The 15,354-nt window shown below is 67.3% G+C and carries 12 protein-coding genes and 1 tRNA gene; 8 read left to right on the top strand and 5 right to left on the bottom strand.

Annotated elements, in window-relative coordinates; genetic code table 11:
- The first annotated feature begins 442 nt into the window (after positions 1-442).
- The 5 genes from ACWBNA_RS47295 (at position 443) to ACWBNA_RS47275 (ending at position 6,100) form a co-directional block, all read left to right on the top strand.
- A complete protein-coding gene (locus tag ACWBNA_RS47295) occupies positions 443-1,669 on the top strand; it encodes a branched-chain amino acid ABC transporter substrate-binding protein (RefSeq protein ID WP_482710791.1) in 1,227 nt (408 codons plus the stop codon).
- Positions 1,670-1,798: 129 nt separating this feature from the next.
- Positions 1,799-2,728, top strand: coding sequence for a branched-chain amino acid ABC transporter permease (locus ACWBNA_RS47290; RefSeq protein WP_482710790.1), 930 nt, complete (start codon positions 1,799-1,801; stop codon positions 2,726-2,728).
- 5 nt (positions 2,729-2,733) lie between these two features.
- The gene (locus ACWBNA_RS47285) at positions 2,734-4,521 is read left to right on the top strand and encodes a branched-chain amino acid ABC transporter permease (protein WP_482710789.1); all 1,788 of its coding nucleotides are present in this window, start codon (positions 2,734-2,736) and stop codon (positions 4,519-4,521) included.
- A 5-nt stretch (positions 4,522-4,526) separates the two neighbouring features.
- Positions 4,527-5,387, top strand: coding sequence for an ABC transporter ATP-binding protein (locus ACWBNA_RS47280; protein WP_482710793.1), 861 nt, complete (start codon positions 4,527-4,529; stop codon positions 5,385-5,387).
- Positions 5,384-6,100, top strand: a complete 717-nt coding sequence (locus tag ACWBNA_RS47275; RefSeq protein WP_482710788.1) for an ABC transporter ATP-binding protein — start codon at positions 5,384-5,386, stop codon at positions 6,098-6,100. Before ACWBNA_RS47280 ends, ACWBNA_RS47275 begins: the two co-directional genes overlap by 4 nt.
- A gap of 85 nt (positions 6,101-6,185) precedes the next feature.
- Here ACWBNA_RS47275 and ACWBNA_RS47270 read toward each other — a convergent pair whose 3' ends face one another.
- Positions 6,186-6,842, bottom strand: coding sequence for an ANTAR domain-containing response regulator (locus ACWBNA_RS47270; RefSeq protein WP_053748470.1), 657 nt, complete (start codon positions 6,840-6,842; stop codon positions 6,186-6,188).
- Between the two features lie 102 nt (positions 6,843-6,944).
- Between ACWBNA_RS47270 and ACWBNA_RS47265 the strand changes: the two genes are divergently transcribed.
- Both ACWBNA_RS47265 and ACWBNA_RS47260 read left to right on the top strand, forming a co-directional pair.
- Positions 6,945-7,018 (top strand) — tRNA-Leu (locus tag ACWBNA_RS47265).
- A gap of 106 nt (positions 7,019-7,124) precedes the next feature.
- The gene (locus tag ACWBNA_RS47260) at positions 7,125-7,868 is read left to right on the top strand and encodes a helix-turn-helix domain-containing protein (protein WP_482710787.1); all 744 of its coding nucleotides are present in this window, start codon (positions 7,125-7,127) and stop codon (positions 7,866-7,868) included.
- A gap of 35 nt (positions 7,869-7,903) precedes the next feature.
- On the opposite strand, the gene pyk is transcribed toward ACWBNA_RS47260, so the two are convergent.
- Positions 7,904-9,340, bottom strand: coding sequence for a pyruvate kinase (gene pyk / locus ACWBNA_RS47255; RefSeq protein WP_482710786.1), 1,437 nt, complete (start codon positions 9,338-9,340; stop codon positions 7,904-7,906).
- A 158-nt stretch (positions 9,341-9,498) separates the two neighbouring features.
- Positions 9,499-10,212, bottom strand: coding sequence for an SIMPL domain-containing protein (locus tag ACWBNA_RS47250; protein WP_482710785.1), 714 nt, complete (start codon positions 10,210-10,212; stop codon positions 9,499-9,501).
- Positions 10,213-10,350: 138 nt separating this feature from the next.
- Between ACWBNA_RS47250 and ACWBNA_RS47245 the strand changes: the two genes are divergently transcribed.
- Positions 10,351-12,156 (top strand): bifunctional metallophosphatase/5'-nucleotidase, encoded by a 1,806-nt coding sequence (locus ACWBNA_RS47245; RefSeq protein WP_482710792.1) that lies wholly within the window; start codon positions 10,351-10,353, stop codon positions 12,154-12,156.
- A gap of 284 nt (positions 12,157-12,440) precedes the next feature.
- Here the strand turns inward: ACWBNA_RS47245 and ACWBNA_RS47240 are convergent, their stop codons facing one another.
- Together ACWBNA_RS47240 and ACWBNA_RS47235 are read right to left on the bottom strand one after the other, a co-directional pair.
- Positions 12,441-13,859, bottom strand: a complete 1,419-nt coding sequence (locus ACWBNA_RS47240) for a lysine N(6)-hydroxylase/L-ornithine N(5)-oxygenase family protein (RefSeq protein ID WP_482710784.1) — start codon at positions 13,857-13,859, stop codon at positions 12,441-12,443.
- On the bottom strand, positions 13,856-15,223 hold the full coding sequence (locus tag ACWBNA_RS47235; RefSeq protein ID WP_482710783.1) for a pyridoxal phosphate-dependent decarboxylase family protein: 1,368 nt from the start codon (positions 15,221-15,223) through the stop codon (positions 13,856-13,858). The genes ACWBNA_RS47240 and ACWBNA_RS47235 overlap by 4 nt, the downstream gene beginning before the upstream one ends.
- Positions 15,224-15,354: the final 131 nt, after the last annotated feature.

Below are 15,354 nucleotides of genomic sequence, written 5' to 3'. Positions count from 1 at the left end.
CCCCCCCCCCCCCCCCCCCCCCCCCCCCCCCCCGGCCCCGACCCCCAACGAAACGTAACGCTGCGTAACATACGCGCAATACGCGCCACCGCCCCACCCCCGCCAGCGCGTTCTCCCACGCCCTCCCCGAGCCACTCCGCACCGCCCTAGCCCCGCTCCCCGCACGACTCACCCCCACGGCCAAGCGGAAGTGCACGTTCTCAGAATGCGGACTGAACAGAAACTCCGCCAAACCGGCCGAGAGCCCCCTTCCTCGAACTTCGCCCTCCATCACGTCATAACAAGAAAGTCACAAGCCAGCCTACGACGATGCCCCTGCCCACGGACCGGGCTTAGAGTCACGGCCAGTCACCGCTCCATCGGGAGTTCGGTACCAGCGCGGCACCCGCCGCCCCCACAGGGATGGCAGTGACTGCGGAAAGGACTGATTGTGCGACGTTCCATGGTGATACTTACCTCCGTCCTCGCGACTGGAGCTCTGACGCTCACCGCCTGCGGCTCCCGTGACGACAGCGGCGACAGTGGCGACAACGGCGACTCCACCACGCTGACGATCGGCGTGGACGCCCCGCTCTCCGGTGAGAACTCCACCACAGGCCTCGGCATCCAGTACGGCTCCCAGATCGCCGTCGACGACGCCAACAAGAACAACCTGGTGCCCGGAGTCAAGTTCAAGATCAAGGCCCTGGACGACAAGGCCCAGCCCGCCACCGGCCAGTCCAACGCCACGGCCCTCGTCGGCGACAAGACCGTCGTCGGCGCCGTCGGCCCCCTGAACTCCGGCGTCGCCCAGACCATGCAGCAGGTGTTCGCCTCCGCCGACATGGTCCAGATCTCCCCCTCGAACACCAACCCCGAGCTGACCCAGGGCAAGAACTGGCAGACGGACAAGAAGCGGCCGTACCCCACGTACTTCCGCACCGCCACCACCGACGAACTGCAGGGCAGCTTCGCCGCCGGCTACGCCTACAACAAGCTCAAGAAGAAGAAGGCGTTTGTCGTCGACGACAAGCAGACCTACGGCGCCGGCCTGGCGAAGATCTTCAACGAGCAGTTCAAGAAGCTCGGCGGCACCGTGGTCGCCACCGACCACGTCAACACCGGCGACAAGGACTTCGGTTCCCTCGTCACCAAGATCAAGAACTCCGGCGCCGACCTGCTCTACTACGGCGGCCAGTACGACGAGTCCGCGCTCATCACCAAGCAGATGAAGGACGGCGGCGTCAAGATCCCGCTGTTCGGCGGCGACGGCATGTTCGCCTCCACCTACATCGAGACCGCCGGCGCCTCCTCCGAAGGCGACCTCGTCACCTCCGTCGGCGTCCCCGCCGACACCCTGCCCGCCGCCAAGACGTTCATCGAGACGTACAAGGCCAAGGGCTACAAGGGTGACTACGGCGCCTACGGTGCCTACTCCTACGACGCCACCACCGCCATCATCAAGGCCGTGAAGGCCGCCGTGGACGCCAACGACGGCAAGGTCCCCTCCGACATCAACAAGCTGCGCTCCAGCGTCGTCGAAGGCGTCCAGAAGTCCGACTTCGAAGGCATCAGCGGCAAGGTCGCCTTCGACCAGTACGGCGACACCACCAACAAGCAGCTCACGGTGTACCAGGTCGAAAAGGGTGCGTGGAAGGCTGTCGAGACCGGCACCGCCGACCTCGGCTAAGCCCAGGCCCTCAGCACACCTCACCACGGGCCGCGCGGAAGGGGACCCCGACCGCGCGGCCCGTTCCCACACCCAGACCCCTGCACGCAAACCAGTGCACACGACCACCAGCGACATGGAGGCCATGCGGTGAACACCCTGCCGCAGCAGCTGGCCAACGGGCTGCTCCTAGGCTCGATGTACGGGCTCATCGCCATCGGCTACACGATGGTGTACGGCATCGTCCAGCTCATCAACTTCGCGCACGGCGAAATCTTCATGACCGGGGCCTTCGGCGCCCTCACGGTCTACTTCTACATCCTCCCCGACGGCACAGCGATGGCCATCGCCGTGCCCCTGATGCTGATAGGCGGCGGCATCGTCGCCATCCTCATCGCCGTCGGAGCGGAACGGTTCGCCTACCGACCACTGCGCGGAGCACCACGGCTAGCACCGCTCATCACCGCCATCGGCCTCTCCCTGGCGCTCCAGGAGGTCGTCCGCAACTTCTACCCCGACGCCGACCGCGCCCGCGCCTTCCCCGGCCTCGACGCCACCCACGACATCGGCTCCATCACCATCAAGGACGCCGACATCTTCCTGATCGCCGCCGCGATCATCTGCATGTCCGGCCTCGCCTTCTTCGTCCGCAAGAGCCGCACCGGCCGCGCCATGCAGGCCACCGCGCAGGACCCGGACACCGCACAGCTCATGGGCATCGACACCAACCGCATCATCGTCATCGCCTTCGCGATCGGCGGCTTCTTCGCCGCCGTGGCCGCCGTCGCCTACGGCCTCAAGTACGGCAACATCGACTACCGCATGGGCTTCCTCATGGGCCTCAAGGCGTTCACCGCCGCCGTCCTCGGCGGCATCGGCAACATCTACGGCGCCATGCTCGGCGGCATCGTCCTCGGCATCGCCGAAACCCTCGCCTCCGCCTACATCGACGGCATCCCCGGCATGCAGCAACTCGGCGGCCAGGGCTGGGCCAACGTCTGGGCCTTCGCCCTCCTCATCATCGTCCTCCTCGTGAGGCCACAAGGCCTACTCGGCGAACGCGTCGCGGACAGGGCGTGATCACGATGACCGACACCACCAAAACCACCACCGCCACCCGCGGCCTCATCCCGCTCCCGGAAGCCGCCGCCCGCGGCCTCCTCCTCGCCGGCGGCATAGCCACCGCCGCCTCCGCCTTCCTCGCCTGGACCTGGACCTCCGAGTTCCCCGGCGACCTCACCATCAACGGCTACCCCGGCGGCCTGCAATGGCTCACCTTCACCGCCGGCCTCATCACCACCCTCTTCGCCCTCGCCCTCTACGGCGTCCGCGGCCTCGGCTGGCTCCTGCCCGCCCGCAACAACGCACCCCTCACCCTCGCCGCCCTCGGCGGCTTCGGCACCACCTGGTTCACCGTCATCGCCATCGCCGGAAAACTCGGCGGCGTCGTCAACTACGAACCCGGCGCCTGGATCGCGGCCATCGCCTCCCTGCTGCCCGTCATCGGCGCCTTCGCCCTCCCCCAAGAAGGCATCGGCCAGGACAGCACCAAGGAAAGCCTCAAGGCCTACATCACCAAGCCCGACGCGATCCCCGCACCCCAGCCCCTCACCCCCTGGCTGGAACGCGCCGTCATCACCCTCGCCACCATCCTCGGCCTCGCCGTCTTCACCTACGGCATCGACACCGAGTACGGCGAACTCTTCATCGGCTACCTCATCGTCGTCGTCTTCTTCACCTGGGCCATGCACACCGCAGGCCTCATGGACCGCTTCTCCCGCATCGTCGCCCACAACCGCAGCTTCACGCTCGCCATGGGCTTCCTCGCGGCCATCGCGTTCCCCTTCACCCAGACCGACGACCACTACGCCAACATCGGCGTCAACATCCTGATCTTCGGGACCGTCGCCCTCGGCCTCAACATCGTCGTCGGCCTCGCCGGCCTCCTCGACCTCGGATACGTCGCCTTCCTCGGCGTCGGCGCCTACACCGCCGCCCTCGTCTCCGGCTCCGAGTTCTCCACCTTCTCCGGCGTCCAGTTCCCCTTCTGGGCCGCAGCCCTCACCGGCGCCGCCGCCAGCCTCATCTTCGGCGTCCTGATCGGCGCCCCCACCCTGCGACTGCGCGGCGACTACCTCGCCATCGTCACCCTCGGCTTCGGAGAAATCTTCCGCATCGCCGTCAACAACATGGACGGCGTCTCCGGACCCGACATCACCAACGGGCCCAACGGCATCCCGTCCATCCCCGACCTCAGCTTCTTCGGCTTCAACATGGGCGAAGCACACGACGTCGCCGGCTTCACCCTCGGCCGCTTCGCCAACTACTACCTGCTGATGGTCCTCATCATGGCGATCGTCGTCCTGGTGTACACCCGCGCCGCCGACTCCCGCATCGGCCGCTCCTGGATCGCCATCCGCGAAGACGAGACCGCCGCCACCGCCATGGGCATCAACGGCTTCCGCGTCAAGCTCATCGCCTTCGCCCTCGGCGCCTCCCTCGCCGGCCTCGCCGGCACCGTCAGCGCCCACGTCACCTACAGCGTCGTCCCGACGCCGTACCAGTTCGCCGGCTCCACACCACCCAACTCGGCCTTCCTCCTCGCCGCAGTCGTCCTCGGCGGCATGGGCACGGTCGCAGGCCCCATCCTCGGCGCCGCACTGCTCTACCTGCTCCCCGAGAAGCTGGTCTTCCTCCAGGACAAGTCGCTGCTCGCCTTCGGCATCGCGCTCATCCTCCTGATGCGCTTCCGCCCCGAAGGCATCATCGCCAACCGACGCAACCAACTGGAATTCCACGAAACCGGCCAACTCGACGTACCACAACAAACGACGCTGACCGACGAACCGGCCGTCACCAAGGCGGGGGCGTGACCGACATGACGACACCAGTACTCGAAGCCCGCGACGTCACCATGCGCTTCGGCGGCCTCACCGCCGTACGCTCCGTCGACTTCACCGTCAACACCGGCGAGATCGTCGGCCTCATCGGCCCCAACGGCGCCGGAAAGACCACCTTCTTCAACTGCCTGACGGGCCTCTACATCCCCACCGAAGGCACGGTCTCCTACAAAGGAACCGTCCTCCCACCCAAGCCCCACCTCGTCACCCAGGCAGGCATCGCCCGCACCTTCCAGAACATCCGCCTGTTCGCCAACATGACGGTCCTGGAAAACGTCCTCGTCGGCCGCCACACCCGCACAAAAGAAGGCCTCTGGTCCGCCCTCCTGCGCGGCCCCGGCTTCAAGAAAGCCGAAAAGGCCAGCGAAGAACGCGCCATGGAACTCCTGGAGTTCATCGGCCTCGCCCACAAGCGCGACCACCTCGCCAGGAACCTCCCCTACGGCGAACAGCGCAAGCTCGAGATCGCCCGCGCCCTGGCCTCCGAGCCCGGCCTGCTCCTGCTCGACGAACCCACCGCCGGCATGAACCCCCAGGAGACGCGAGCCACCGAAGAACTCGTCTTCGCCATCCGCGACAAGGGCATCGCCGTCCTCGTCATCGAGCACGACATGCGCTTCATCTTCAACCTGTGCGACCGCGTCGCCGTCCTCGTCCAGGGCGAAAAGCTCGTCGAAGGCACCTCCGCCGTCGTCCAGGCCGACGAACGCGTCATCGCCGCATACCTCGGCGAACCGTTCGAGGGCGAGCCCGGCGAAGCCGAAGCCGCGGAAATCGCCGCAGTGGAGGCCGGAACCGACGCGCAGAGCACCACCAGCACCAAGGGAGAAGCCCAGTGACCGCACTGCTAGAGGTCGAAGACCTCCGGGTCGCCTACGGCAAGATCGAAGCCGTCAAGGGCATCTCCTTCAGCGTCGAAGCCGGCCAGGTCGTCACCCTCATCGGCACCAACGGCGCCGGCAAGACCACCACCCTGCGCACCCTCTCGGGCCTCCTCAAGCCGGCCTCCGGAAAGATCATCTTCGACGGCAAGCCCCTCACCGGCATCCCCGCCCACAAGATCGTCTCCCTCGGACTGGCCCACTCCCCCGAAGGCCGCCACATCTTCCCCCGCCTCACCATCGCCGAGAACCTCCAACTCGGCGCCTTCCTCAGGAAGGACAAGGAAGGCATCGAGAAGGACATCCAACGCGCCTACGACCTCTTCCCCATCCTCGGAGAACGCCGCAGGCAAGCCGCCGGAACCCTCTCCGGCGGCGAACAGCAAATGCTGGCCATGGGCCGCGCCCTGATGTCCCGACCGAAGCTCCTGATGCTGGACGAACCCTCCATGGGCCTGTCCCCCATCATGATGCAGAAGATCATGGCCACCATCGCCGAACTCAAGTCCACCGGCACGACGATCCTCCTCGTCGAGCAGAACGCCCAAGCCGCACTCTCCCTGGCCGACCAGGGACACGTCATGGAGGTCGGCAGCATCGTCGTCTCCGGCACCGGCGAACACCTGCTGCACGACGAGTCGGTCCGCAAGGCCTACCTCGGCGAGGACTAGGACACGCTGTCGACCTGCCTACACGACGAGGCCCGCGCCCCCGAATCCGGGACGCGGGCCTCGTCGCATGTGACGCGAAGGCGTATCAGCCCTTGCCGTTCTTCTTCTCGTCAGCGTCCTGAATGACCGCCTCGGCGACCTGCTGCATCGACATCCGACGATCCATCGACGTCTTCTGAATCCAACGGAACGCCGCCGGCTCGGTCAACCCGTACTCCGTCTGAAGAATCGACTTCGCACGGTCCACCAGCTTCCGCGTCTCCAGACGCAGAGTGAGATCCGCGACCTCGTTCTCCAGCTCCCGCAACTCCGTGAAACGCGACACCGCCATCTCGATCGCCGGCACGACATCACTCTTGCTGAACGGCTTCACCAGATACGCCATCGCACCGGCATCCCGGGCACGCTCGACGAGATCGCGCTGCGAGAAGGCGGTCAGCATCAGCACCGGGGCGATGCGCTCCTCGGCGATCTTCTCCGCGGCGGAGATCCCGTCCAGCTTCGGCATCTTCACATCGAGGATCACGAGGTCCGGCTTGTGCTCGCGAGCAAGCTCGACGGCCTGCTCACCATCACCGGCCTCGCCCACGACGCTGTAGCCCTCTTCCTCCAGCATCTCTTTGAGGTCGAGGCGAATCAGCGCCTCGTCCTCGGCGATGACGACACGGGTCGTCAGCGGAGGCACGTGCGACTTGTCGTCGTCTGGCGCGTCTACGGGCTGGGGCGACTCGGGGGCGGTCACGGGGGCTCCTTGGTACGGGGCAGGTCACTGCTTGCCCTGAGCCTACCTAGCTCCTGTATGTTTGATGCACCGAGGGGATAGACTAACCTTCGGTTCGAAGAGGCTCCGGTAGTCCAATCGGCAGAGACGATACCCTCAAAAGGTATTCAGTGTGGGTTCGAGTCCCACCCGGGGCACTTAACCTTCGATTCGAAGGAACCCAATCGAAAGCGGATGTCCACGTTCTCGTGAACATCCGCTTTTTGCTGCATGTCGTCGGGATCACTCTCACAGAGTGGCCACATGTACGACGTCAGCACACGCAAGCGAGCGCTCTCGCTGGTTGCTCAAGGGCGCAGCCTGAATTCCGTCAGCCGAGAGACGAGCATCTCACGGGCCGCGATTCGTGCTTGGCAGGACCGACTTGAGCCCTTGCCTCGCATTGCGCCTCCGGACCCCGGTCCGCCCGCGGATGAACGCGCGTACGCCTACCTGCTGGGCCTCTATCTCGGCGACGGCTGTATCAGCGCACACCCACGCAGCGGCTATTACCTCCGCATCGCGTGCGCCGATGCATGGCCCGGTCTTATCCAGCAGTGCCGTGAAACCCTCACGAAGGTGCGCCCCGGCATTGGTGTGTATGCCCTTCAGCGGGAGGGCTGCACAATGGTGACGAGCTACTCCCCACACTGGCCCCGCCTCTTCCCTCAGCACGGCCCCGGCAAGAAGCACGACCGCACCATCGCCCTCGAACCCTGGCAGCAAGCCATCGTCGATGCCCACCCTTGGGAGTTCATCCGCGGCCTCATCCACTCCGACGGGTGCCGGATCACCAACTGGACCACTCGCCTCGTCGCCGGTGAGCGCAAGCGCTACGAATACCCCCGGTACTTCTTCACCAACCGGTCGAGCGACATCATCCGTCTCTTCACCAAGGCCCTGGACCACGTGGGCGTCGAGTGGAAGCAGGCGAATGCCTGCAACATCTCGATCGCCCGCAAAGCCTCGGTCGCCCTCATGGACACCCACGTAGGCCCCAAGCACTGAATTGGGCCCCTCTTGAAGAGGGGCCCTGCACCCGCCTACTTGCGACCGTCGTCCTCTCCGATGTGGTGCACCCGCACCAGGTTCGTCGAGCCCGAGACTCCCGGCGGGGAGCCGGCCGTGATGACCACGGTGTCGCCCTGCTCGCAGCGGCCGTACTTCAGCAGCATCTCGTCCACCTGGTCGACCATGGCGTCGGTGGAGTCGGCCTCGGGGCCGAGGAACGTCTCCACGCCCCACGTGAGGCTGAGCTGGGAGCGAGTCGCGGGTTCCGGCGTGAAGGCCAGGAGCGGGATCGGTGAGCGGTAGCGCGACAGGCGGCGGACGGTGTCGCCGGACTGGGTGAAGGCGACGAGGAACTTGGCGCCTAGAAAGTCGCCCATTTCCGCCGCCGCTCGGGCGACCGCGCCGCCCTGTGTGCGGGGTTTGTTGTGTTCGGTGAGGGGCGGGAGGCCCTTGGCGAGGAGGTCTTCCTCGGCCGCTTCGACGATCTTCGCCATGGTCTTGACCGTCTCGATGGGGTATTTGCCGACGCTGGTCTCGCCGGACAGCATCACCGCGTCCGTGCCGTCGATGACCGCGTTGGCCACGTCGCTGGCTTCGGCCCTTGTGGGGCGGGAGTTGTCGATCATCGAGTCGAGCATTTGGGTGGCGACGATGACCGGTTTGGCGTTGCGCTTGGCGAGTTTGATTGCGCGCTTTTGGACGAGTGGGACTTGTTCCAGTGGCATTTCGACGCCCAGGTCGCCTCGGGCGACCATGATGCCGTCGAAGGCGGCGATGATGTCGTCGATGGCGTCGACGGCCTGGGGTTTTTCGACTTTGGCGATGACGGGGAGGCGGCGGCCTTCTTCGTCCATGATGCGGTGGACGTCGTCGATGTCGCGGCCGGTGCGGACGAAGGAGAGGGCGATGACGTCGAAGCCGGTGCGCAGGGCCCAGCGGAGGTCGGCTTCGTCTTTGTCGGAGAGGGCGGGGACGGAGACGGCGACGCCGGGGAGGTTGAGTCCCTTGTGGTCGGAGATCACGCCTCCCTCGACGACTGTGGTGTGGACGCGGGGGCCGTCGATGGTGGTGACTTGGAGGCAGACTTTGCCGTCGTCGACGAGGATGTGTTCGCCGGGGGTGACGTCGGTGGCGAGGCCGGAGTATGTGGTTCCGCAGGTCAGGCGGTCGCCTTCGGCGCCTTCCTCCACGGTGATGGTGAAGGTGTCGCCGCGTTCGAGGAGTACGGGTCCTTCGGTGAAGTGGCCGAGGCGGATCTTCGGGCCTTGTAGGTCGGCGACGGTGCCGACGCTGTGGCCGGTCTCGTCGGAGGCCTTTCGTACTCGGTGGTAGCGCTCCTCGTGTTCGGCGTGGGAGCCGTGGCTGAGGTTGAATCGGGCGACGTCCATTCCGGCGTCGACCAGTCCTTTGATCTGGTCGTACGTGTCGGTGGCGGGGCCCAGGGTGCAGACGATTTTTGCTCGGCGCATGTTTCGAGCCTAGAGCTTACCGGTGGGTAGGGAATTGGTGGCGGGTGGCTACTCAACGAGCTTTTGGTGAAGCGTTCTTGACAAGTGTTGAATTGTGCGCCGGGGTGCTCCGATGAGCATTTGCGGGCACCCCCGGCGCATTCTTATGACCATTTCTTTTACAGCTGTGGTGGGGCCATGGTGAAGCGTGCGTTGACCTGGGCCTGGACGCGTTGGCGTTGGGGTTCGAGGTCGAGGGGGGCGGCGGCGGTTTCCTCGGCGGCGTAGGCCGCTGAGCGCATCCGGGCGCCGCTCGGGGCGGCGGGGTAGGCCGGCGGGGCGCTTTCGGCGCCGATGTCGGCGAGCTCGACCAGGGCGGCCAGTGAGGTCCCGAGTGCTTCGGCGTATTCCCTGGCGCGTTGGACGGCTTCTCGTACGGCCTGCTGTCGGGCTTGCCGGTGGGCGGGTGAGTCGGGGCGCAGGGCCCACCAGGGGCCGGTGACGCGGGTGAGGTCGAGGTCGGCGAGGCGGGTGGTGAGTTCGCCGAGGGCGGTGAAGTCGGTGAGTTCGGCGGTGATGTGGACGCGGCCGTGGTAGGCGTGGATGCGTTCGCCGCGGCCGTCTTTGAGTTGTGGGGTGATGGAGAAGGAGCCGGTCTCCAGTCGTTCCACTGCTTCGCCGTAGGTTTTGATGAGGTCGAGGGCGGCGGTGTTGCGGCGGGTGAGGTCGTCGAGGGCGGCTCGGCGGTCTTTGCCGCGGGAGGCGACGGTGACGCCGATGCGGGCGATTTCGGGGTCGACTTCGAGGCGTGCTTCGCCGCGGACGGCGATGCGGGGTGCGTCGGGGGTGCCGTAGGGGACGGCGGGTTGGGGCTCCTCGGGTGGTGGGGTCATACGTCCCACTCTGTCAGTTGTCACCTGTTTGACGCCCTGGCTGGTCACCAGATCGAAACCTGTGGGGTCTATTGCGGTGCGGCATGTCCGGGTCAGAATCTACGCGCGTTGTTGACCGTTCCCCGAGGAGATCCAGACATGCCGTTGAACCGTCGGAAGTTCCTGAAGAAGTCCGCTGTGACCGGTGCGGGTGTCGCGTTGGCGAGTGCGGTGGCGGCTCCGGCGGCGGAGGCCGCGGAGGCGAAGCTGGGCTCCAGGCCGGCGAAGCGGTATTCGCTGACGGTGATGGGGACGACCGACCTGCACGGTCACATCTTCAACTGGGACTACTTCAAGGACGCGGAGTACACGGACGCCAAGGGCAACGCGCAGGGTCTGGCGCGGGTGTCGACGCTGGTGAACCAGGTCCGTAAGGAGAAGGGCCGTGGCAACACGCTGCTGCTGGACGCGGGCGACACGATCCAGGGCACGCCGCTGACGTACTACTACGCGAAGGTGGATCCGATCACCGCCGAGGGTGGTCCGGTGCATCCGATGGCGGCGGCGATGAATGCCATCGGGTATGACGCGGTGGCGCTGGGCAACCACGAGTTCAACTACGGCATCGAGACGCTGCGCAAGTTCGAGGAGCAGTGTGATTTTCCGCTGCTGGGGGCGAACGCGCTGGACGCGAAGACGCTGCGGCCGGCTTTCCCGCCGTACTTCATGAAGACGTTCCGGGTGAAGGGTGCTCCGCCGGTGAGGGTGGCGGTGCTGGGGCTGACGAATCCGGGGATCGCGATCTGGGACAAGGCGTATGTGCAGGGCAGGTTGACGTTCCCGGGGCTTGAGGAGCAGGCAGCGAAGTGGGTGCCGAAGCTGCGGTCGATGGGTGCGGACGTGGTGGTGGTGTCGGCGCACTCGGGTTCGTCGGGCACGTCGTCGTACGGTGACCAGTTGCCGTATGTGGAGAACTCGGCGGCGTTGGTGGCGCAGCAGGTGCCGGGGATCGACGCGATTCTGGTCGGGCACGCGCATGTGGAGATTCCGGAGCTGTTGGTCACGAACGAGAAGACCGGCAAGACGGTGGTGTTGTCGGAGCCGTTGGCGTATGCGGAGCGGCTGTCGCTGTTCGACTTCGAGTTGGTTTTCGCGAAGGGGCGTTGGGCGGTCGAGTCGGTGTCGGCGTCGGTGCGTAACTCGAACGCGGTCGCGGACGATCCGGAGATCACGAAGTTGCTGAAGGACGATCACGACGTGGTCGTGGCTTATGTGAACCAGGTGGTCGGTACGGCGACGGAGACGTTGACGACGGTGGAGGCGCGGTACAAGGACGCGCCGATCATCGACCTGATCACGAAGGTGCAGGAGGACGTGGTCAGGGCGGCTCTGGTGGGTACGGAGTACGCGTCGGTGCCGGTGATCGCGCAGGCGTCGCCGTTCTCGCGTACCTCGGAGATTCCGGCCGGCGAGGTGACGATCCGGGATCTGTCGAGCCTGTATGTGTACGACAACACGCTGGTGGCGAAGTTGATGACGGGTGCGCAGATCAGGGCGTACCTGGAGTACTCGGCGGAGTACTTCGTGCGGACGGCGGCGGGTGCGGTGGTCGACGTGGAGAAGTTGACGAACGCCGGTGGTCGTCCGGATTACAACTACGACTACGTGTCGGGGTTGACGTACGAGATCGACATCGCGGAGGCGGCGGGTTCGCGGATCAAGAACCTGTCGTACGGCGGTGCCGTGCTGGCTGACGCCCAGCAGTTCGTGCTGGCGGTGAACAACTACCGGGCCAATGGTGGTGGTGCGTTCCCGCATGTGGCGTCGGCGCCGGAGTTGTGGGCGGAGTCGACGGAGATCCGGACGCGGATCTCGGAGTGGGTGACGGCGAAGGGTGTGCTGGACCCGAAGGACTTCGCGTCGGTGGACTGGAGGCTGACGCGGGGTGGTACGCCGGTCTTCTAGGAGTTCCGGCATCAGGGGTTCAGCGGGGTGAGGTCCACGGCGTCGGCGATGGGTTTGGCGCCGGCGTCGTTGACGTGGAGGCGGTCGCCGCTGGTGTGGTCGTCGCGGATCCGGTCGGGTGGGTCGGGGTCCGCGACGGCGGCGGCGATGTCGATGACGGCGTCGAAGGGGTGGGTGTTGCCGAGGAGGGGGGCGTTGCCGGCGCGGCGGGTGGTCTGGCCGGTGTCGGTGTCGTAGCCCTCGTGGAGGGTGCCGCGGTGGGGGCCGAGGGTGGAGCGGGGCCGTCAGTCGACGAGGGGTGTGAGGGCTCTGTCGGGCCGGCGTGCGTGTGGGAGGCGTGGTGGGTGTGGTTCGAGGCCGAAGGTGGTGAAGGCGGTGCGGGTCGGCAGTGGGTAGGGGTCTTTTCCGGTCAGGGTGTTGAGGATGGTCGCGCTGCGCCAGGCGGCGAGGCCGAGGTCGGGGGTGCCGATGCCGTGAGTGTGGCGTTCGGCGTTCTGGACGTATGCGGTGCCGGTGACGGAGGGGTCGAGGACGAGGCGGAACCGTTCGTCGACGCGGGGGCGTTCGCGGTTGTCGCGGCGCAGGTAGGGGTCGAGGCCGGCGAGGATGCGGTCGAGGGGGCGTTCGCGGTGGCCGGTGGCGAGGACGACGGCGTCGGTGGTGAGGCGTGAGCGGGTGTTCTGCTGGATGTGTTCGAGGTGGAGTTCGATTTTGGTGGTGGCGATGCGGCCGGCGGTGCGGACGCGGACGCCGGGGGTGAGGACGGCGTCGGGCCAGCCGCCGTGCAGGGTGCGGCGGTAGAGCTCGTCGTGGATGGCGGCGATGGTGTCGGCGTCGATGCCCTTGTGGAGCTGCCATTGGGTGGTGGTGAGGTGGTCGCGGACGTTTTCGGTGAGGGCGTGGAAGTAGCGGGTGTAGTCGGGGGTGAAGTGTTCCAGGCCGAGTTTGGAGTACTCCATGGGTGCGAAGGCTTCGCTGCGGCCGAGCCAGTGGAGGTTTTCGCGGCCGGCGGGGCGGTGGCGGAGCAGGTCGAGGAAGATCTCGGCGCCGGACTGTCCTGAGCCGACGACGGTGACGTGGCCGGCGGTGAGGATCGTGTCGCGGTGGTCGAGGTAGTCGGCGGAGTGGACGACGGGCACGGTGGGGGCTTCGACGAGGGGCTTGAGGGGCTCTGGCACGTAGGGCTCGGTGCCGATGCCGAGGACGATGTTCCTGGTGTAGGTCCGTCCGAGGGCTTCGGCTTCTCCGTCCGCGTCGAGCTGGGTGAAGTCGACTTCGAAGAGGTCGCGGTCGGGGTTCCAGCGGACGGCGTCGGCCTGGTGGCCGAAGCGGAGGGCGGGGAGGTTCTCCGAGACCCAGCGGCAGTAGGCGTCGTACTCGGCGCGTTGGATGTGGAAGCGCTCGGCGAAGTAGAAGGGGAAGAGTCTTTCGCGGGCCTTGAGGTAGTTGAGGAAGGTCCAGGGGCTGGTGGGGTCGGCGAGGGTCACCAGGTCGGCGAGGAAGGGGACTTGGATGGTGGCGCCGTCGATGAGGAGGCCGCGGTGCCAGTCGAAGGCGGGGCGTTGTTCGTAGAAGACGGTGTCGAGTTCGGTGAGGGGGTGGGCGAGGGCGGCGAGGGAGAGGTTGAAGGGGCCGATGCCGATGCCGACGAGGTCGCGGGGTGGGTCGGGTGCGTGGTGTGGGGGGTGGGGTGTCGGGCTCATCGGGGTGTGGTTCCTTCCACGAGTTGCAGCAGGCCGGCGAGGTCGTCGGGCCGGATGTGGGGGTTGAGGAGGGTGGCCTTGAGCCAGAGCCGGCCGTCGAGGCGGGCGCGGCCGAGGACGGCTCGGCCCTGGGTGAGGAGTTGTCGGCGTACGGCGGCGACGGCGTCGTCGGTGGCGCCGGTGGGCCGGAAGAGGACCGTGCTGATGGTGGGCCGGTCGTGGAGTTCGAAGCCGGGGTGGTCGTGGACCAGGGCGGCGAAGGTGTGGGCGTGGTCGCAGACCTGGTCGACGAGGGCGCCGAGGCCGGTGCGGCCGAGGGTTTTGAGGGTGACGGCGATCTTGAGGGCGTCGGGGCGGCGGCTGGTGCGCAGGGAGCGGCCCAGGAGGTCGGGCAGGCCGGCCTGGGTGTCGTCGTCGGCGTTGAGGTAGTCGGCGCGCTGGTCGAGGGCGGCGAGGTCGTGGGGGTTCTTGACGGTGAGGAGGCCGGCGGCGATGGGCTGCCAGCCGAGTTTGTGCAGGTCGAGGGTGATGGTGTCGGCGGCGTCGAGGCCGGTGAGTTTGGCGCGGTGCCGGTCGCTGAAGAGGAGGCCTGCGCCGTAGGCGGCGTCGATGTGCAGGCGGGCGTGGTGGGCGCGGCACAGGGCGGCGATGTCGGGGAGGGGGTCGATGAGGCCGGCGTCGGTGGTGCCGGCGGTGGCGGCTACGAGGAGGGATCCGCGGGGGCCGGGGTGGTGGGTGAGGGCTTCGTCGAGGGCGGCGGGGTCGAGGGTGCCGGTGGGTGCGGGGATGACGACGGGGTCGGGCAGGCCGAGGAGCCAGGCGGCGCGGGGCAGGGAGTGGTGGGCGTTGGCGCCGTGGAGGAGGCGCAGGCCGGGGCCGTGGGTTTCGCGGGCGAGGAGGAGGGCGAGTTGGTTGGATTCGGTGCCGCCGGTGGTGACGAGTGCGTCGGCGGCGCCGGCTTGCCGGGCGAGGGCCTGGGTCACCAGTGCTTCGAGTTCCGTTGCGGCGGGGGCCTGGTCCCAGGAGTCCAGGGAGGGGTTGAGGGCACAGGCGGCGAGGTCGGCGGCGGTGGCGACGGCGAGGGGCGGGCAGTGCAGGTGGGCGGCGCATCGGGGGTCGGCGGGGTCGGCGGAGCCTTCGGCGAGTGCGTGGACGAGGAGTCGTAGCGCGTCGGGGTCGCCCTCGTCGTGCAGGACGTCGCCCACGGTGTCGCGTAGGCGGGCGGCGACCGCTTGGGGGCCGCCGGCGGGCAGGGGGCCGCCGCGTGCTCGGGTGCCGTCGTGCAGTGCGTGAAGCACGGTGTCGAGCAGGGGCCGCAGGGCGTGGGGGCCTTCGGGGCCCGAGGCGAGGCTCGGTGTGCTCATGGGTGGTCCTCCGGGCGCTGGGCAGAGGGAGTTCCGGCTTGTACGCGAATGCGTGGTCACGCCCGAAAAGCCCAACGATCGGAACCCGGAAGGGGGTACGTCCGTGCGGGGAAAACGTGTCGGGGCACGGG

It is taken from the genome of Streptomyces sp. Q2 (genome assembly GCF_056820935.1).
The sequence above is the reverse complement of the archived record's forward strand: the minus strand, read 5'-3'. Positions and strand labels throughout refer to the sequence as shown.

Bases quoted from the DNA above. Each gene is read 5' to 3' on its own strand.
- ACWBNA_RS47295 (WP_482710791.1), top strand. From the start codon at position 443: ATGGTGATACTTACCTCCGTCCTCGCGACTGGAGCTCTGACGCTCACC.
- ACWBNA_RS47285 (WP_482710789.1), top strand. From the start codon at position 2,734: ATGACCGACACCACCAAAACCACCACCGCCACCCGCGGCCTCATCCCG.
- ACWBNA_RS47280 (WP_482710793.1), top strand. From the start codon at position 4,527: ATGACGACACCAGTACTCGAAGCCCGCGACGTCACCATGCGCTTCGGC.
- ACWBNA_RS47260 (WP_482710787.1), top strand. From the start codon at position 7,125: ATGTACGACGTCAGCACACGCAAGCGAGCGCTCTCGCTGGTTGCTCAA.
- pyk (WP_482710786.1), bottom strand. From the start codon at position 9,340: ATGCGCCGAGCAAAAATCGTCTGCACCCTGGGCCCCGCCACCGACACG.
- ACWBNA_RS47250 (WP_482710785.1), bottom strand. From the start codon at position 10,212: ATGACCCCACCACCCGAGGAGCCCCAACCCGCCGTCCCCTACGGCACC.
- ACWBNA_RS47245 (WP_482710792.1), top strand. From the start codon at position 10,351: ATGCCGTTGAACCGTCGGAAGTTCCTGAAGAAGTCCGCTGTGACCGGT.
- ACWBNA_RS47240 (WP_482710784.1), bottom strand. From the start codon at position 13,859: ATGAGCCCGACACCCCACCCCCCACACCACGCACCCGACCCACCCCGC.
- ACWBNA_RS47235 (WP_482710783.1), bottom strand. From the start codon at position 15,223: ATGAGCACACCGAGCCTCGCCTCGGGCCCCGAAGGCCCCCACGCCCTG.